The organism is Streptomyces sp. CB02400, assembly GCF_001905725.1.
Lineage (GTDB): Bacteria > Actinomycetota > Actinomycetes > Streptomycetales > Streptomycetaceae > Streptomyces > Streptomyces atrovirens.
In genome coordinates this window covers 107,804-124,886 of sequence record NZ_LIWB01000021.1, presented here as the reverse complement: position 1 = coordinate 124,886, position 17,083 = coordinate 107,804, and the positions used below count along the sequence as shown (strand labels likewise).

The following is a 17,083-nucleotide window of genomic DNA, read 5'->3' as shown; positions in this document are numbered from 1 at the left end:
CGCCACAGCGCTGAGAGTGCGGCACCGGCCGCAGACCCTCCGAACCTCGCCCAGGTCATTCTGGGTAGGGAGATCGGTCATCACTCGAGCTGTTGCGCCCTGCCCGGGACTCCGCCCAGGGGTCCCGGGCAGGGCCGCGTCTCTTCCTGGTCACTCCAGGAGGAATCAAGTGGGCATCACCAAGAAGGTCACGGTCCTGGCCGTCGGGCTGGGGCTGGTCACGCTGTCCGCGTGCGGGTCGTCCGGCAACGACGACTCGAGCGGCGGCGGGTCCAAGACCGTGACCCTCGTCAGCCACAATTCGTGGGTCGTGTCGAAGGACGTCGTCGCCGCCTTCGAGAAGCAGTCCGGTTACGAGCTCAAGGTCCTTAAGGACGGCGACGCCGGGCAGGCCGTCAACAAGGCGATCCTGACCAAGGACAACCCCCAGGGCGACGTCTTCTTCGGCGTCGACAACACCCTGCTCTCCCGCGCCCTCGACAACGGGCTGTTCCAGCCGTACGAGGCCAAGGGCTCCGACCTGATCCTCGACGAGTACCGCGCGGACCAGGACAAGCACCGGGTCACCCCCGTCGACAGCGGTGACATCTGCGTCAACTACGACAAGGCCTGGTTCGCCGAGCACGACCTGACCCCGCCGAAGACCCTCGACGACCTGGTCAAGCCCGAGTACGAGGACCTCCTCGTCGTCGAGAACGCCTCCACCTCCTCGCCCGGCCTCGGTTTCCTGCTCGGGACCGCCGCGAAGTACGGGGACGAGGGCTGGCAGGACTACTGGAAGAAGCTCAAGGCCAACGGCGTGAAGGTGGTCGACGGCTGGGAGCAGGCCTACAACGAGGAGTTCTCCGGCTCGGCCGGCGGCAAGAAGGCCAAGGCCGACCGGCCGCTGGTGGTGTCCTACGCCTCCTCGCCGCCCGCCGAGGTCATCTACGCCGACCCGAAGCCGGAGACCGCGCCCACCGGCGTCGCCGAGGGCACCTGCTTCCGCCAGGTCGAGTACGCCGGACTGCTGGGCAACGCGAAGAACCCCGAGGGCGGCAAGGCCCTGCTCGACTTCCTGATCAGCAAGAAGTTCCAGGACGACATGCCGCTCAACATGTTCGTGTACCCGGTGGTGGAGGGCGCCCAGGTGCCCGAGGACTTCGTGAGGTTCGGGCCGCAGGCGAAGGACCCGGAGACCATGGACCCGGCGAAGATCGCCGACAACCGTGACCAGTGGGTCAAGTCGTGGGCCTCGCTCGTACTGAAGTGACGCGGACCGCGGCGAGGCGGCGCGGGAGCGCGGCGCGGCTCGGCCTGATGGCCGTGCCCGTCGCGTTCTTCGCCGTCTTCTTCGCCTACCCCGTCACCGCGATCGTCGCGCGCGGACTGAAGGCCGACGGGGCCTGGCACCTCGGGCGGATCGGGGACGTACTGGCGCAGTCCGACGTCCGTCAGGTCCTGTGGTTCACCACCTGGCAGGCCCTCGTCTCCACCGCCCTCACCCTGCTGATCGCCCTGCCCGGCGCGTACGTCTTCGCCCGCTTCGACTTCCCCGGCAAGCAGGTGCTGCGGGCCGTGGTCACCGTGCCGTTCGTGCTGCCGACGGTCGTCGTCGGTACGGCGTTCATGGCGCTCGTCGGCCGCGGCGGACTCCTCGACGAGCTGTGGGGTCTGCGCCTGGACACCACCGTGTGGGCGATCCTGCTCGCGCACGTCTTCTTCAACTACGCCGTCGTCGTACGCACCGTGGGCGGGCTCTGGTCGCAGCTCGACCCGCGGCAGGAGGAGGCCGCGCGGATGCTCGGCGCCTCCCGGTTCGCGGCCTGGCGGACCGTCACCCTGCCCGCGCTCGCGCCCGCCGTCGCGGCGGCCGCGCTGATGGTCTTCCTGTTCACCTTCACCTCCTTCGGTGTGGTGCAGATCCTGGGCGGGCCCACCTTCTCCACCCTCGAAGTGGAGATCTACCGGCAGACCTCCGAGATCTTCGACCTGTCCACGGCCGCCGTCCTGACGATGATCCAGTTCGTCGCCGTGGGCGCGATCCTCGCCCTGCACGCCTGGACCGTACGGCGCCGGGAGACCGCGCTGCGGCTGGTGGACGCCTCGGTGACCGCGCGCCGTCCGCGCGGCGCCGGACAGTGGGCGCTCCTCGGCGGAGTCGTCGCCACCGTCGCCGTACTGATCCTGCTGCCGCTCGCCGTCCTGGTGGAACGCTCCTTCGGCGCCGCCGGCCTCGGCTACTACCGGGAGCTGACCGAGGACGACGGGGGAGTGTTCCTGGTCGCGCCGATCGAGGCGGTCGGCAACTCGCTCCAGTACGCCGTCGCCGCCACCGCCATCGCCGTGGTGATCGGCGGTCTCGCCGCCGTCGCGCTGACCCGGCGGGACGCGGGACGGCTGGTGCGCGGCTTCGACGCGCTGCTGATGCTGCCGCTCGGGGTGTCCGCGGTGACCGTCGGCTTCGGTTTCCTGATCGCCCTCGACGAGCCGCCGCTGGACCTCCGCGCCTCCTGGATCCTGGTCCCCCTCGCACAGGCGCTGGTCGGCGTCCCCTTCGTCGTACGGACCATGCTGCCGGTGCTGCGGGCCGTGGACGTACGCCTGCGGGAGGCGGCGGCGGTGCTCGGGGCGTCGCCGTGGCGGGCGTGGCGGGAGGTGGACCTGCCACTGGTGCGGCGGGCGCTGCTGATCGCGGCCGGGTTCGCCTTCGCGGTGTCGCTGGGCGAGTTCGGGGCGACGGTGTTCATCGCGCGGCCGGAGAATCCCACCCTGCCGGTCGCCGTGGCACGGCTGCTGGGACGGCCCGGGGACCTCAACTACGGCCAGGCGATGGCCCTGTCGACGATTCTGATGATCGTGTGCGCGGTGGCGCTGCTCGTGCTGGAGCGGCTGCGGACCGACCGGACCGGGGAGTTCTAGATGCTGCTGAGCCTTCAGGCCGCGACCGTCCGCTTCGGCGGGCGGCCGGTGCTGGACGCCGTCGACCTGGGGGTCGCGGAGCACGAGATCGTGTGCGTGCTCGGCCCCAGCGGCAGCGGCAAGTCCACGCTGCTGCGGGCGGTGGCCGGACTGCAGCCCCTCGACTCCGGGCGGGTGTCGCTCGACGGACACGACCAGTCGGGCGTGCCCGCGCACAAGCGCGGCGTCGGGCTGATGTTCCAGGACCACCAGCTCTTCCCGCAGCGGGACGTGGGCGGCAATGTCGCCTTCGGCCTGCGCATGCACGGCGCGTCTCGGGGCGAACAGGCGGACCGCGTACGGGAGTTGCTGGACCTCGTGGGACTGCCGGACGCGGCCGGACGGGCCGTCGCCGCGCTGTCCGGCGGTGAGCAGCAGCGTGTGGCGCTCGCCCGCGCCCTCGCGCCCAGCCCCCGGCTGCTGATGCTCGACGAGCCGCTCGGGCAGCTCGACCGGTCGCTCAGGGAACGGCTGGTCGTCGAACTGCGCGAACTGTTCGGCCGGTTGGGCACCACGGTGCTCGCCGTGACGCACGACCAGGGTGAGGCGTTCGCGCTGGCCGACCGGGTGGTGGTGATGAGGGACGGGCGGATCGCCCAGTCCGGTACGCCGCTTGAGGTGTGGCAGCGTCCGGCCGATGCCTTCGTGGCCCGCTTCCTCGGCTTCGAGAACGTCGTCGAGGCGGCGGTGGGCGACGACGTCGCGGTGACCCCCTGGGGCAAGCTCCCCGTCCCGGAAGGAGCCCCGCAGGGCCCGCGGACCCTTCTCGTCCGCCCCGCCGGTGTCCGCCTGGTCCCGGCCGGCGAGGGCCTGCGCTGCACGGTGGCCGCGCGCACCTTCCGCGGCACCCATGTCACCGTCCACCTCCAGCCCGAGGACGCGCCCCGCCTGGAGGCGGCCTGTGCGCTCAGGGCCGCGCCGGAGGTCGGGGACGAGGTCGGGGTGGAGTTCGACGCGGCGGAAATCGCCGTGCTGGGATGAGCGCGACTGCCTAGGGTGTGCGGCATGACACCACTCGCGCATGACCGCTACTGCGAGGAGATCGCACACCAGATAGGGCAGTTGCGGACGGTCGTGACGTCCGGCGCCGATCTGTCCGGCACCGTGCCCACCACGCCCGACTGGTCCCTGGAGCAGCTCGTACGGCATACCGGCGGCGCCCTGCGCTGGGTGGGCGTCCTGGTGCGGACCGGGGCCGAGGAGGACGTCCCCGAGGACCGGGTGCCGGGGTTCGACGGGCCCGGGGCGTGGGGTGATCCCGGAGCGCTGGACGCCTGGCTGGCGGAGTCCGGTGAACTGGTCGTCGGCGCGCTGCGCGAGGCCGGTCCGGACGCCAAGGTGTGGAGCTGGTCCGGGATCGACAACGCCGGGTTCTGGGCCCGCCGCATGACGCACGAGGTGACCGTCCACCGCGCGGACGCCACCCTGGCCGCCGGGCTGCCCTACGAGGTCGCGCCCGAGGTCGCCGCCGACGCGGTCGACGAGTGGCTGGAGATCGTGGAGTGGGCGCAGCGGACGCTGCCGGACGACGCGGTGCACGAGCTGCGCGGCCCCCGGCGCACCATCCACCTGCACGCCACCGACGCCGGGGCGGGGAACCACGCGGAGTGGCTGATCGAGCTCGGCGAGGAGGGCGTCTCCTGGCGTCACGGCCATGAGAAGGCCACCGTCGCCCTGCGCGGCCCGCTCACCTCCGTGCTCCTCGCCTTCTACCGCCGGCTGCCGCTGGACGCCCCCGGACTCGGCGTGCTCGGCGACCGGAAGCTGCTGGAGTCCTGGCTGGAGCGGGCGACGTTCGGCTGAGCGGCCGGACACGGAAGCGGCCCGCCCCCGGGAGAGGGGACGGACCGCCACTGTGTGCGTGAGGCGTCAGCGCTGGCTGTTCGCCCCGCGGCGGCGCATGCCGAAGAAGACCGCGCCACCGCCGGCCACGACCAGGGCGGCCGCGATGCCGGCGATCAGACCGGTGTTGGAGTCGGCACCGGTCTCGGCGAGGTTCGACTCACCGGCCGGGGACGGCGCGTTGCTCGAGGTGTCCGCCGGAGCGGTGCTCTCGCTCTCCGACTCTGACGGGGTCGGCTCGGGCTCCTCGGCCGGGGTGGAGGAGGACTCCGACGGGGTCGGCTTCGGCTCCTCCTCGACCGGGGGCTTCTCCTCCGTCTTGCAGGCCGTCGCCGGAGTGACCAGGTTCGGCTTGATGTCCTCGTCGACGTAGGGCTGCGCGTCGACGTGGATGCGGTACTCGGCGTTCGGCTTCCAGTCCTCCTCGAAGGTGATGGTGGTGCCTTCAGCGGTGCCCTTGACCACCTGCTCGCCGACCTGCTTGTCCTGCAGGAACACGGTGATGGTGGCGGGGACGCCGGCCGGGTCCTTGTCGGTGACGGTGATGACGCCCTTGTCACCGACGCACTTGGCCTCGGCCGAGAACTCGGTGATGTCGCAGGCCGCCGCGCTGCCGGCGACGCCGATCGCGAGGGCGGCGGACGCGGAGACGACACCGAGGGCGCGCACGGAGCGCGCGACGGTACGGCGGGATACGGACAGAACTGCCACGTTTGTCCTTACGGGAGAGCTTAAATGCGGGGGGTGGAGGGAGTGTTGACGGAGCATCAGCACTCCCCTGTGGCTCTCAGGTCTATAAGCGCCGCATAAGTAGTGTCAACGCATATGCCTACAGTGGGACCGGGCTTTGCCTTCTTATTAACAGCCCAGACGTTTCAAGGTCTCCGGGGCCTCCTCGATCCGGTCGACCAGGGCGATCCGGGCCTCCATCGAGCGCTCCCGGGCGAGCGACCGCAGCAGCGGCCAGGCCGGCAGCCTCTCCGTCCAGTGAGCCCGGTCCACCAGCACCATGGGCGTGGGTTCACCGCGCGACCCGTAGTAGTTCGGCGTCGCGTTGTCGAAGATCTCCTGTACGGTCCCGGCGGCACCCGGCAGGAACACCACGCCCGCGTCGCAGCGGGCCAGCAGCCCGTCCTCGCGGGTGGCGTTGGCGAAGTACTTCGCGATGTGCGAGGCGAAGGCGTTCGGCGGCTCGTGGCCGTAGAACCAGGTGGGGATGCCGATCGAGTGGTTGCCCTTCGGCCAGCGGGTGCGCACCTCGAAGGCGGCACGCGCCCAGTCGGTGATCGACGGCGTGAACGAGGGCGCGCAGGCGAGGAGTTCGCAGGCCTCGTCCAGCATGGCGTCGTCGTACGGGGCCGCGTAGGCGCCGAGGTTCGCCGCCTCCATCGCGCCCGGACCGCCGCCCGTCGCCACCGTGAACCCGGCGTGGGTCAGTGCCCGTCCGAGCCGGGCGGCACCCCGGAACTCCTCGGTGCCGCGGGCCATCGCGTGACCGCCCATCACGCCCACGACCCGTGCTCCGCGCAGGAGTTCGTCGAGGGCGTCGGACATGGAGTCGTCGTGGACCGCGCGCAGCATGGAGGCGAAGATGTCGCCGTCCGCCTTGGTCCGCTGGAACCAGGTGTAGGCCAGCGCGTCCGGGGTCGCCTCGTAGCCCTTGTCGAGCGAGGCGAACAGGTCGCCGGGCGTGTAGAGATGCCCTCGGTACGGGTCGAAGGGCAGGCCGGGGACGGGCGGGAGCACCAGGGCGCCGTCGGCGCGGAGCTTCTCCGCCGCGTCGGGGCGCATCGGACAGCCGAGGAAGACGGCTCCGGCGGTGTCGTTGGTGAGCAACTCCCGTGTCCGGTCGGTCAGGTCGACGGACTGGACACGGAATCCGGAGAGCGTGCCGCGGGACGAGACGATCGCGTCGAACTCCTCGAGCGTCTCTATCTCGCGGTCCCCGTGATGGACGGCATGGGCGGGACTCGTCTGCACCCGCCCATGCTAAGGGGGTGTCGTTCGGACCAGGTCGGCTTCAGGCGACGGCGCCTCGTGGTCGACCCGGGCGCAGTCGGGCGTGGGGAGCCGGCAGCCGGCGCCAGCGCCGCTCGGCGCCCTCCGGGAGAGTGCGTGCCGGGGCCCGCGACCCCGGCAGGATCCGGACGGCACCCCTGGGCCCGCGTGCGCGTCAGCCCTGCACCGCGGCCGGGTCCATCCAGATGACCTCCCAGGTGTGGCCGTCGAGGTCGTCGAAGGCGCGGCCGTACATGAAGCCGTGGTCCTGGGTCTCGCCGGCGACCGAGCCGCCCGCCGCGACGGCCTTCTCCACCAGCTCGTCGACCTTCTCGCGGCTCTCCGCGCTCAGCCCCAGCAGCACCTCGCTGCTCTTCGCGGCGTCCACGATCTCCTTCTTGGTGAACTCCGCGTACTTCTGCCTGGTCAGCAGCATCGCGACGATCGTGTCGCTGATCACGACCGACGCGGCGGTCTCGTCGCTGAACTGCGCGTTGATCGAGTAGCCGAGCTCCGTGAAGAACTTCTTCGAGGCGTCGAGGTCGTTGACGGCCAGGTTCACGAAGATCATCTGCTGGTACATGGCGGGGCCTCTCCCGGTTGGTTCCGTAGCGTTCGTGGGGTAGACCGGGGGCCCGCGCGGAACTCATCGGCCCGCGGAGATTTTTTCCGGACCGGTTTTCGGACGACTCCTCAGCGGGCCAGCGGCCACGCCGACAGCTCGGCCACGACCAGGGCCAACGGCCCGAACAGGGCGAGCAGCGCACCCGCGCGGAGCACGGCGGCCCGGCGCAGCGTCCCCGTGGCCGCCCCGAGGCGCCGCAGCGCGGCGGTGGTGCCGGCGCGGGCCTGCCTGGCCTCGACGGCGGCCGTCAGCAGCGTCGCCGTCGTGCAGCCGGCCACCAGCAGCACCCCGAGCACGACGAGCGGGTCGGCGGAGGCGTCCTCGCGGTCGTGCAGCGAGGCCATGGCGTACGCGGCCGACAGCACCGCGCAGACCACGCCCAGCGGGCGTCCGATGCGCGTGGCCTCCGTCATCAGGACCCGCCCGGCCAGCAGCCGCAGCGCGCCGGGCCGTACCGTCTGCAGCAGCCTGCCGCACAGATGGGTGAGGCCGGGACCGGCCAGGGCGAGACCGACGGCGGTCAGGGCGAGACCGAGCAGCGCGGAGGGCCGGTCGCCCGGCGTGCCCCCGCCGCCCGTACGGCTCGCGAAGGCCTCCACGGCCAGACCCACCGCCAGTACCGCGATGCCCCACGGCAGCCCGGACGGCGGCGTGAGCGGCACGGCGGGCCCGGCGTCGGCGGGCTCGGTGCCGGCGGCCGCCCCGGGGACCTCCTCCGCCGTGCCCTCCCGCTCCGGCACCGCCTCGGCCGTACGCCGGCCGCGGGCCGCCGCTCCCAGTTGCCTGCCGAACCGTCCGTACGCCCCGAACGACGCGCGTACCGGTGTACGCCGGTACGCGCCGAACCTGCCGTACGTCCGCCCCGCGGCCGCGCCCGCCACCGGCTCACGCGGCCGCAGCGCCACCGCCACGGCCGCCGACGCGCTCAGCGGCACGAGCGCCAGCAGGGTCAGGGCGGCCGGCAGCGGAAGCGGCCGTCCGGTGGCGAGGAAGTCCGTCGCGGCGCCGTCGGAGGGCATGCCGGTGAGGTCGCCGCGCAACTGGAGGAAGACCAGCAGGGCCAGCAGCGAGCCCAGCGCGCAGGACAGCGCCGTGGTGGCCGCGGAGACCGCCATCAGCCGGGCGGGACCGAGACCGATCGCCGACAGACCGGGCCGGGGCCGGGTGCCCGGATCGGTGCGGGCGACCGCGATCGCGAAGTACACCGTGGCCGCCAGCGGGACCGCGCACCAGGCCAGCCGGAGCGCCGAGGAGGCCGGGTCGGGGTGGCCCAGCGCGTGGCCGAGGGTGCTGAGCAGCAGGAAGCCCGTGCCCGCGGACGCGGCCGCGACCAGGAGCCGGCGCAGCTGGACGGCGGTGTGGGCGCTTCGGGTCAGACGGAGAGCGAGCACGCCGCCCGGCCTTCCGTCTCGGCCGCCCCGGCGACCGGCGGCAGATGTACGGTGCGCACCCGCCGCCCGTCGAGCAGCGACACGGTGCGGTCGGCGAGGGCCGCGGTCTGCGCGTCGTGGGTCGCGAGGACCACGGTGATGCCGTGCGAGCGGGCCGCCGTGGTGAGCGTGCGCAGTACGTGACCGCGGTCGACGCGGTACAGCGGGGCGGTCGGCTCGTCGGCGAACAGCACCGAGGGCGCCGGGGCGAGGGCGCGGGCGATGCACACCCGCTGTCGCTCCGCCTGCGTCAGCTCCCCGTGGTGCCTGCGGGCCTTGTCGCCGATGTCGAGGCGCTCCAGCCACTCCAGGGCCGCCGTCCTGGCGCGGCGCCGGTCGGTGCCGCGCAGCATCAGCGGCAGGGCGGCGTTCTCCCAGACGTTCAGCTCGGGCACCAGCACCGGTTCCGGGTCGATCCAGCCGAAGCGGTCCCGGCGCAGCCGCTCGCGGGCGACGGGGCTCATGGTGTGCACGGGCACGCTGTTGAACCAGACCTCGCCGTTCTTCGCGGGCAGCAGGCCGGACAGACAGCGCAGCAGGGTCGTCTTGCCGCTGCCGCGCGGGCCGCCGACGGCGAGGATCTCGCCCTCCCGGACGCCGAGCGAGACCCCGCTCAGTCCGGGTGAGCCGTCGTCGTACCGGTAGTGCAGGGCTCGCGCCCAGAGCACGTCGTTGTCCGGTGGGGCCACCATGGCGTACACCTCGGTTCGGATCGGAAATGTCGTGCGCTCTTCGGGTAAATCCCCCGTCCGGGGGAACGAAGGCAGGGCCGATCGGTCACTGGAACGCTAGGCAGGCCGCGGCGGGAGGCCGGACAGCACACGGCCCCGGGCGCCCGTTTCTCACTCGAACGGGCGGCACCGGGGCCGGTGTTGATCATCCAAAGGGAAGATCGGAACCTCGTTTGGCCTACAGCTTGGTCCAGGCCTCCGAGAGGGTCGCGCGCAGGATCTGCTCGATCTCGTCGAAGGTCTCCTGGTTGGAGATCAGCGGCGGGGCGAGCTGGACGACCGGGTCGCCGCGGTCGTCGGCCCGGCAGTACAGGCCGTTCTCGAAGAGCTTCTTCGACAGGAAGCCGTACAGCACGCGCTCGGTCTCGTCGGCGTCGAAGGACTCCTTGGTGTTCTTGTCCTTGACCAGCTCGATGCCGTAGAAGAAGCCGTTGCCGCGGACGTCGCCGACGATCGGCAGGTCGTGCAGCTTCTCCAGGGTCGCGCGGAAGGCGCCCTCGTTGTCGAGCACGTGCTGGTTGAGGCCCTCGCGCTCGAACAGGTCGAGGTTGGCGATGCCCACCGCGGCGGAGACCGGGTGGCCGCCGAAGGTGTAGCCGTGCAGGAAGGTGTTCTCGCCCTTGTAGAACGGCTCGGCGAGCCGGTCGGAGACGATGCACGCGCCGATGGGGGAGTAGCCCGAGGTCATGCCCTTGGCGCAGGTGATCATGTCCGGGACGTAGCCGAACTTGTCGCAGGCGAAGGTGGTGCCCAGCCGGCCGAAGGCGCAGATGACCTCGTCGGAGACGAGCAGCACGTCGTACTGGTCGCAGATCTCGCGCACCCGCTGGAAGTAGCCGGGCGGGGGCGGGAAGCAGCCGCCGGCGTTCTGCACCGGCTCCAGGAAGACCGCGGCGACCGTGTCCGGGCCCTCGAAGAGGATCTGCTGCTCGATCTGGTCGGCGGCCCAGCGGCCGAACGCCTCCGGGTCGTCGCCGTGGATCGGCGCCCGGTAGAGGTTGGTGTTGGGCACCTTGTGCGCGCCCGGGACGAGGGGCTCGAACGGGGCCTTCAGGGCCGGCAGTCCGGTGATGGACAGGGCGCCCTGCGGGGTGCCGTGGTAGGCCACCGCGCGGGATATGACCTTGTACTTGGTCGGCTTGCCGACGAGCTTGAAGTACTGCTTGGCGAGCTTCCAGGCGGTCTCCACCGCCTCGCCGCCGCCGGTGGTGAAGAAGACCTTGTTGAGGTCGCCCGGCGCCTCGTGCGCGAGCCGCTCCGCCAGCTCCACGGCCTTGGGGTGGGCGTAGGACCACACGGGGAAGAAGGCCAGCTCCTGGGCCTGCTTGGAGGCGGTCTCCGCGAGCTCCTGACGGCCGTGGCCCGCCTGTACCACGAACAGGCCCGCGAGGCCGTCGAGGTAGCGCTTGCCCCGGTCGTCGTAGATGTGGGTGCCCTCGCCCCGGACGATGGTGGGGACGGGGGAGTTCTCGTACGAGGACATGCGGGTGAAGTGCATCCACAGGTGGTCGTACGCGGACTTGCTGAGGTCCTGGGGGCGGTCGGTGCTCACGATTATCGGGTTCCCCACATGTAGGTCTGCTTCTTGAGCTTGAGGTAGACGAAACTCTCGGTGGAGCGCACTCCGGGAACGGCCCGGATGCGTCGGTTGATGACCTCCAGAAGGTGGTCGTCGTCCTCACAGACGATCTCGACCATGAGGTCGAAGGAGCCCGCGGTCATCACCACGTACTCGCACTCGTCCATGGCGGTCAGCGCGTCGGCCACGGACTCCACGTCGCCCTCGACGTTGACCCCGACCATCGCCTGGCGGCGGAAGCCCACGGTGAGCGGGTCCGTGACGGCGACGATCTGCATCACGCCCTGATCGAGCAGCTTCTGGACGCGCTGGCGCACGGCCGCCTCCGACAGGCCGACGGCCTTGCCGATGGCGGCGTACGGCCGGCGGCCGTCCTCCTGGAGCTGCTCGATGATGGCGAGGGAGACGGCGTCCAACTGGGGACCGCCGCCGTTCTTGGACTCGCGGGAGTCCTTCGGGTCTGCGCTTCGACTGGCCACGGTGTCACTGTGCACGACGTATCGACAGTTTCGCAAGGCTCGATCGATGAATTTCGTTGTCTGAGACGTCTCAGCTTGCGGATTTCGCAGGAGTGGAGTGGGTGGGGGTGTTGAAAACGTCTGCCGTCGGTTTAGGGTGGGTGTCTCAGAGGTTGGACACCGGTCATTTCTTGACACCCCAGACACCTCGGACACCCACGAGGAACACCAGGAGGGCCTGCAGTGAGCACCGAGCTGCGTCGTCTGCGCAACTACATCGGCGGGGAGTTCCGGGACGCCGCCGACGGACGGACCACCGAGGTGGTCAACCCCGCCACGGGCGAGGCGTACGCGACCGCTCCGCTGTCCGGGCAGGCGGACGTGGACGCCGCGATGGCCGCCGCCGCCGAGGCGTTCCCCGGCTGGCGCGACACCACCCCGGCCGAGCGCCAGAAGGCCCTGCTGAAGATCGCGGACGCCTTCGAGGAGCGCGCCGAGGAACTCATCGCGGCCGAGGTGGAGAACACGGGCAAGCCCACCGGGCTGACCCGCACCGAGGAGATCCCGCCGATGGTGGACCAGATCCGCTTCTTCGCGGGCGCGGCGCGGATGCTGGAGGGCAAGGGCGCCGGCGAGTACATGGAGGGGCTGACCTCCTTCGTGCGCCGTGAGCCGATCGGCGTGTGCGCCCAGGTCGCGCCCTGGAACTACCCGATGATGATGGCCGTGTGGAAGTTCGCCCCGGCGATCGCCGCGGGCAACACGGTCGTCCTGAAGCCCTCGGACACCACCCCGGCCTCCACGGTCCTGCTCGCCGAGATCCTCGGCTCGATCCTCCCCAAGGGCGTCTTCAACGTCGTCTGCGGCGACCGCGACACCGGCCGCCTGATGGTCGAGCACCCCACCCCGGCGATGGCGTCCATCACCGGTTCGGTGCGCGCGGGCATGTCCGTCGCCGAGTCCGCGTCCAAGGACCTCAAGCGGGTCCACCTGGAGCTGGGCGGCAAGGCCCCGGTCGTCGTCTTCGAGGACACCGACATCGCCAAGGCCGTCGAGGACATCTCCGTCGCGGGCTTCTTCAACGCCGGCCAGGACTGCACGGCCGCCACGCGCGTGCTCGTCCACGAGTCGATCCACGACGAGTTCGTCTCCGCGCTCGCCAAGGCCGCCGCCGACACCAGGACCGGCATGCCGGACGACGAGGACGTCCTCTTCGGCCCGCTCAACAACCCCAACCAGCTCAAGCAGGTCGAGGGCTTCATCGAGCGGCTGCCGGCGCACGCGCGCGTGGTCGCCGGCGGCAAGCGCGTCGGCGACAAGGGCTTCTTCTACGCCCCGACCGTCGTCTCCGGCCTCAACCAGGACGACGAGATCGTCCAGAAGGAGGTCTTCGGCCCGGTCATCACCGTCCAGCGCTTCACCGACGAGGACCAGGCCGTCGAGTACGCCAACGGCGTCGAGTACGCGCTGGCCTCCTCGGTGTGGACCAAGGACCACTCCCGCGCGATGCGCATGTCCAAGAAGCTCGACTTCGGCTGCGTGTGGATCAACACCCACATCCCGCTGGTCGCGGAGATGCCGCACGGCGGCTTCAAGAAGTCCGGCTACGGCAAGGACCTCTCGGCGTACGGCTTCGACGACTACACGCGCGTCAAGCACGTGATGACGTCCCTGGACGGATAAGCGTCGAAGCGTCGGCCCCGGACGGTGCACCACCGTCCGGGGCCGACGTGTCTCCAGGAACCGAACCCCGTTTTTGAACATGTTCAACTCTCGGCGTACGCTGCTGCCATGAGCGACAGAGCCGCCCTGCTCAAGGGCATTCGCGCCTGGCTGGTCTTCTTCGTCGTCTGCCTGGTGCTCAGCGGCGTCACGGCCTTCCCGCTGGTGCACGAACTGCGCTGGACCGAGGACCTGCTCCGGTCCCTGTCGGCGCCGGAGCACCTCCCCGCCCTCATGGGCTGGATCGAGCGCGTACGCCAGGGGCTCGACACCGCCGACGCCGAGTACCCCTTCCTCCTCTACGGCACCGACTGGCTCGCCTTCGCGCACCTCGTGATCGCGGTCGCCTTCTACGGCCCCTACCGCGACCCCGTCCGCAACATCTGGGTCATCGAGTTCGGCATGATCGCCTGCGCCGGCATCATCCCGCTCGCCCTCGTCTGCGGCCCGGTCCGGGGCATCCCCTTCTGGTGGAGCGTCATCGACATGGCGTTCGGAGTGTTCGGAGTGATCCCGCTGTACGTCGTACGCCAGAAGATCAAGCGGCTGGAGGCGCTCACGCCGAACACGGCACCCGCCCTCGCTACGTGAGGGCGGCCTCCCGGATCCGGTCGGCGACCGGGTTCGACGCCGTGTCCTTCGCGTCGGTGTCGGAGAGCGAGTACACGAGGGTGAAGCCCAGGTCCTCGGTCGCGGCGAGCATCGTGCTGTAGCCGGGGCGGGCACCGCTCTTTCCCCAGTAGACCGTGCCCTGGAGCTCCAGGCGGGTCAGGCCCGCGCTGTGGGCGGCGCCCTCGATGCCCGCCGGGACGGTGAACATCTCCCGCAACTGCGGTTCGGGCACGATCCGTCCGCTGAAGAGGGCCGTGACGAGCCGTTCCAGGTCGGCGGTGGTCGAGATCATGTCCCCGGCCGCCCAGCGGTCGGCCACGTTCCACTCGGTGACGTCGACCAGCCGGGTCGTCCCGTCCGGCCGGGAGACCGCCTGGTAGCCGTGGTGGTGCGGTCCGCGGATACGGGGGTCGGTGCCGGGGAAGTACGTGTGCCGCATCCTGGCGGGGCGCAGCACCAGCCGGGCCACCTCGGAGGCGTACGAGTGCCCGGTCACCTTCTCGATCAGCATGCCGAGGATCGTGTAGTTGATGTTGAGGTACTGCTGCTGCTCACCGGCGTCGAACGCCGGTCCCTTCGCGACCGCCGACTCCACGACCCGCTGCGGGGTGAGCGTGTCGCGGCGGTGCGCGTACTGCTCCTCGAAGGTGTTCCCCCAACTGACGCCCGGCTGGATGCCGCTGGTGTGGTTCAGCAGGTTCCGTACGGTGACGGGCTCCTCGAACTCGGGACCGAGCAGACCGGGGAGATAACGCTCGATCGACGCGTCGAGGTCGACCTCGCCCTGCGCCGCGAGCCGGAGGACGGCGGCGGCCGTCACCACCTTGGTCGTCGAACCGGCCCTGAACCGCGCGTCCGGGTCGGCCGCCCGGCCGCTCACCAGGTCCCGCACCCCCGAACTGCCCTGCCAGGAACCCTCGGTACCGCCCAGCCGGACCAGCGCGGCGGTCGTGGTCGCGTCGGGCAGCCCCCCGATCGCCTCGCACAGCGCCTGGTGGGACGGTGCGGTGGTGCACACGGGCGCCCGCGGGGCGGAGGAGGCGAACGCGGGCGCGACGAGCGGGCCCGCGCCCAGGGCGAGGACGAGGGAGGCGGCGAGCAGGGTGGTACGGCGGCGGGCGTGCATCGGCTGCTCCTCGGGGGAGTTCGGCGGAAGGACGTGATCATCCTCCGGCCGTGCGGGCCGCCTCCGGATCGTCGTCAGGGAGGGCGCCTGCCCTGGCGCACCCCCGACCGACTCCCCTGGGCGTGCAGGAGAGTTGTCAGGGGTTGTCCCTAGGGTGCCTGCCGCCCCGGCCGGCCCCCGGCCGCACGCAGCGCGCACAGCACGTCGATGCGGTTGGTGGTGATCGAGTCGACGCCCAGGGACAGCAGGCGGCGCATGGAGCGGCGGGTGTCCGGGGTCCAGACGGACAGCAGATAACCGGCGTGGTGGACACGGTCCGCGAGCGCGCGGTCGACCAGGCCGAAGCGGTAGTTCAGCCAGCGCGGACGGATCGCCTCCAGCAGACCGGCGCGGGCCGGTGCCAGCGTCGTACGCGTGAGAGCGATCTCGGCGGACGGGTCCGCCGCGCGCACGGCGAGCATGGCGCAGGCGCCCGCGCAGTAGTACACGCGGTCCTGGGCGCCCCGCTCGCGCACGGCGTCCACGACCCGGCGCGCCGCGCGGACGTCCGGCGTGCCGGGCAGGTCGATCATCACCCGGCCGCCGTCCGTCGCCGCCAGAGCGTCGGAGAGCGTGGGCACCCCGTCGTCCGTGACCGCGCGCACCTCCTCCCACGACAGCGACAGCAGCGGACGGTCGTGCTCCCAGAGCCGCTTCAGCGTGCCGTCGTGCAGCAGCACCGGGACGCCGTCCCGGGTGAGGCGTACGTCGATCTCCACCGCGTCCGCGCCCCGGTGGAGCGCGGACCGCAGCGAGGCGAGGGTGTTCTCGCGGACGCGGTAGGGGTCGCCGCGGTGGGCCACGGCGGTCACGTTCTGCATGGCGGCCCTTCGCGGATGGTCAGGAGGCGAGCCAGGACGCGGTGTAGGTGTCGATCTCGGCGGCCAGCCGCGCCTTGCCGGCCGGGTCCATGAACGACGCCTCGACCGCGTTCTTCGCCAGACCGGCCAGACCCCGCTCGTCGAGCTCCAGCAGCCGCGCGGCGACCGCGTACTCGTTGTCGAGGTCGGTGCCGAACATCGGCGGGTCGTCGGAGTTGACGGTGACCAGGACGCCGGCCCGCGTGAACTCCTTGATGGGGTGTTCGTCGAGGTCGGTCACCGCGCGGGTGGCGATGTTGGAGGTGGGGCACACCTCCAGCGGGATGCGCCGCTCGGCCAGGTGCTGGAGCAGCTTCGGGTCGCGGGCGGAGCTGGTGCCGTGCCCGATGCGCTCGGCGCCCAGCTCGTTGAGCGCGTCCCACACCGTCTCCGGTCCCGTGGTCTCGCCGGCGTGCGGTACGGAGTGCAGCCCGGCGGCGATCGCGCGGTCGAAGTACGGCTTGAACTGCGGCCGGGGCACGCCGATCTCGGGCCCGCCGAGACCGAAGGAGACCAGGCCCTCCGGGCGCAGCCGGTCGTCGGTGGCGAGCCGCACGGTCTCCTCGGCGGACTCCAGCCCGGCCTCGCCGGGAATGTCGAAGCACCAGCGCAGCACCGTCCCGAACTCGGCCTCGGCCGCCTTGCGGGCGTCCTCGATCGCGTCCATGAAGGCACGCTCGTCGATGCCGCGCCGGGTGGAGGAGAACGGGGTGATGGTCAGCTCGGCGTACCGCACCTGCTGCCGGGCCAGTTCACGGGCCACCTCGTAGGTCAGCAGCCGTACGTCCTCGGGGGTGCGGATGAGCTCGACGACGGACAGGTACACCTCGATGAAGTGGGCGAAGTCCGTGAAGGTGAAGTAGTCGGCCAGGGCCTCGGGGTCGGTGGGGACCTTGGAGTCGGGGTGGCGGGCGGCCAGCTCCGAGACGATGCGGGGGGAGGCGGACCCGACGTGGTGCACGTGCAGTTCGGCCTTCGGCAGCCCGGCGATGAAGGCCCGCAGATCGTGTGGGACGCGCGGCTCGACGAGACGGTCGGTCAAGGGTTCCTCCCCGGAACGGCGCCCCTTCGACCGCGCGAGCGGCGGGACGCGGATGATCGGCTGATCGGTGACTCGGGGT

At 71.5% G+C, this 17,083-nt stretch carries 16 protein-coding genes; 6 read left to right on the top strand and 10 right to left on the bottom strand.

Going from position 1 to position 17,083, the window contains the following annotated elements; all coding sequences use genetic code 11:
• Positions 1-169 precede the first annotated feature (169 nt).
• The 4 genes from AMK33_RS34800 to AMK33_RS34785 are packed head-to-tail and all read left to right on the top strand — an operon-like array spanning position 170 to position 4,743.
• A complete protein-coding gene (locus AMK33_RS34800; RefSeq protein ID WP_073937014.1) occupies positions 170-1,252 on the top strand; it encodes a thiamine ABC transporter substrate-binding protein in 1,083 nt (360 codons plus the stop codon).
• Positions 1,253-1,299: 47 nt separating this feature from the next.
• Positions 1,300-2,901, top strand: a complete 1,602-nt coding sequence (locus AMK33_RS34795) for an ABC transporter permease (protein ID WP_107425308.1) — start codon at positions 1,300-1,302, stop codon at positions 2,899-2,901.
• Positions 2,902-3,921: an ABC transporter ATP-binding protein gene (locus AMK33_RS34790; RefSeq protein WP_073937012.1), complete on the top strand. Its 1,020-nt coding sequence runs from the start codon at positions 2,902-2,904 to the stop codon at positions 3,919-3,921.
• Positions 3,922-3,945: 24 nt separating this feature from the next.
• On the top strand, positions 3,946-4,743 hold the full coding sequence (locus AMK33_RS34785; protein ID WP_073937011.1) for a maleylpyruvate isomerase family mycothiol-dependent enzyme: 798 nt from the start codon (positions 3,946-3,948) through the stop codon (positions 4,741-4,743).
• A 66-nt stretch (positions 4,744-4,809) separates the two neighbouring features.
• Here the strand turns inward: AMK33_RS34785 and AMK33_RS34780 are convergent, their stop codons facing one another.
• The 7 genes from AMK33_RS34780 to AMK33_RS34750 all read right to left on the bottom strand — a co-directional run bounded on the left by AMK33_RS34780 (position 4,810) and on the right by AMK33_RS34750 (position 11,639).
• The gene (locus AMK33_RS34780; RefSeq protein ID WP_073937010.1) at positions 4,810-5,493 is read right to left on the bottom strand and encodes an LAETG motif-containing sortase-dependent surface protein; all 684 of its coding nucleotides are present in this window, start codon (positions 5,491-5,493) and stop codon (positions 4,810-4,812) included.
• A gap of 147 nt (positions 5,494-5,640) precedes the next feature.
• Positions 5,641-6,762 (bottom strand): LOG family protein, encoded by a 1,122-nt coding sequence (locus AMK33_RS34775; RefSeq protein WP_073937009.1) that lies wholly within the window; start codon positions 6,760-6,762, stop codon positions 5,641-5,643.
• 193 nt (positions 6,763-6,955) lie between these two features.
• Positions 6,956-7,363: a VOC family protein gene (locus AMK33_RS34770; protein ID WP_073937008.1), complete on the bottom strand. Its 408-nt coding sequence runs from the start codon at positions 7,361-7,363 to the stop codon at positions 6,956-6,958.
• Positions 7,364-7,473: 110 nt separating this feature from the next.
• The gene (locus tag AMK33_RS34765) at positions 7,474-8,796 is read right to left on the bottom strand and encodes a hypothetical protein (protein ID WP_073937007.1); all 1,323 of its coding nucleotides are present in this window, start codon (positions 8,794-8,796) and stop codon (positions 7,474-7,476) included.
• Positions 8,778-9,527, bottom strand: a complete 750-nt coding sequence (locus tag AMK33_RS34760; RefSeq protein ID WP_073937006.1) for an ABC transporter ATP-binding protein — start codon at positions 9,525-9,527, stop codon at positions 8,778-8,780. The genes AMK33_RS34765 and AMK33_RS34760 overlap by 19 nt, the downstream gene beginning before the upstream one ends.
• 217 nt (positions 9,528-9,744) lie before the next feature.
• Complete coding sequence (locus AMK33_RS34755; RefSeq protein WP_073937005.1) at positions 9,745-11,118, bottom strand: aspartate aminotransferase family protein; 1,374 nt, start codon at positions 11,116-11,118, stop codon at positions 9,745-9,747.
• Positions 11,119-11,120: 2 nt separating this feature from the next.
• Positions 11,121-11,639 (bottom strand): Lrp/AsnC family transcriptional regulator, encoded by a 519-nt coding sequence (locus tag AMK33_RS34750; protein ID WP_073937004.1) that lies wholly within the window; start codon positions 11,637-11,639, stop codon positions 11,121-11,123.
• A gap of 207 nt (positions 11,640-11,846) precedes the next feature.
• Here AMK33_RS34750 and AMK33_RS34745 point away from each other — a divergent pair, with 207 nt between their 5' ends.
• Positions 11,847-13,286, top strand: a complete 1,440-nt coding sequence (locus AMK33_RS34745; protein WP_073937003.1) for a gamma-aminobutyraldehyde dehydrogenase — start codon at positions 11,847-11,849, stop codon at positions 13,284-13,286.
• 108 nt (positions 13,287-13,394) lie between these two features.
• The gene (locus tag AMK33_RS34740; protein ID WP_073937002.1) at positions 13,395-13,916 is read left to right on the top strand and encodes a hypothetical protein; all 522 of its coding nucleotides are present in this window, start codon (positions 13,395-13,397) and stop codon (positions 13,914-13,916) included.
• Here AMK33_RS34740 and AMK33_RS34735 read toward each other — a convergent pair.
• The 3 genes from AMK33_RS34735 to AMK33_RS34725 form a co-directional block, all read right to left on the bottom strand.
• Positions 13,909-15,063 (bottom strand): serine hydrolase domain-containing protein, encoded by a 1,155-nt coding sequence (locus tag AMK33_RS34735; protein WP_073937001.1) that lies wholly within the window; start codon positions 15,061-15,063, stop codon positions 13,909-13,911. The two genes, AMK33_RS34740 and AMK33_RS34735, sit on opposite strands and share 8 nt — an antisense overlap.
• A 149-nt stretch (positions 15,064-15,212) precedes the next feature.
• Entirely contained in the window at positions 15,213-15,923 is a 711-nt protein-coding gene (locus AMK33_RS34730; RefSeq protein WP_073937000.1) for a glycerophosphodiester phosphodiesterase, read from the bottom strand.
• A gap of 19 nt (positions 15,924-15,942) precedes the next feature.
• Positions 15,943-17,061 carry an adenosine deaminase gene (locus AMK33_RS34725; protein ID WP_107425306.1) on the bottom strand — a complete coding sequence of 373 codons (1,119 nt, stop codon included), beginning with the start codon at positions 17,059-17,061 and terminating at the stop codon, positions 15,943-15,945.
• Between the last annotated feature and the right edge of the window lie 22 nt (positions 17,062-17,083).

Coding starts and splice junctions, on each gene's coding strand:
- AMK33_RS34790 (WP_073937012.1), top strand. CDS start 2,902: ATGCTGCTGAGCCTTCAGGCCGCGACCGTCCGCTTCGGCGGGCGGCCG.
- AMK33_RS34730 (WP_073937000.1), bottom strand. CDS start 15,923: ATGCAGAACGTGACCGCCGTGGCCCACCGCGGCGACCCCTACCGCGTC.
- AMK33_RS34740 (WP_073937002.1), top strand. CDS start 13,395: ATGAGCGACAGAGCCGCCCTGCTCAAGGGCATTCGCGCCTGGCTGGTC.
- AMK33_RS34735 (WP_073937001.1), bottom strand. CDS start 15,063: ATGCACGCCCGCCGCCGTACCACCCTGCTCGCCGCCTCCCTCGTCCTC.
- AMK33_RS34795 (WP_107425308.1), top strand. CDS start 1,300: ATGGCCGTGCCCGTCGCGTTCTTCGCCGTCTTCTTCGCCTACCCCGTC.
- AMK33_RS34770 (WP_073937008.1), bottom strand. CDS start 7,363: ATGTACCAGCAGATGATCTTCGTGAACCTGGCCGTCAACGACCTCGAC.
- AMK33_RS34785 (WP_073937011.1), top strand. CDS start 3,946: ATGACACCACTCGCGCATGACCGCTACTGCGAGGAGATCGCACACCAG.
- AMK33_RS34760 (WP_073937006.1), bottom strand. CDS start 9,527: ATGGTGGCCCCACCGGACAACGACGTGCTCTGGGCGCGAGCCCTGCAC.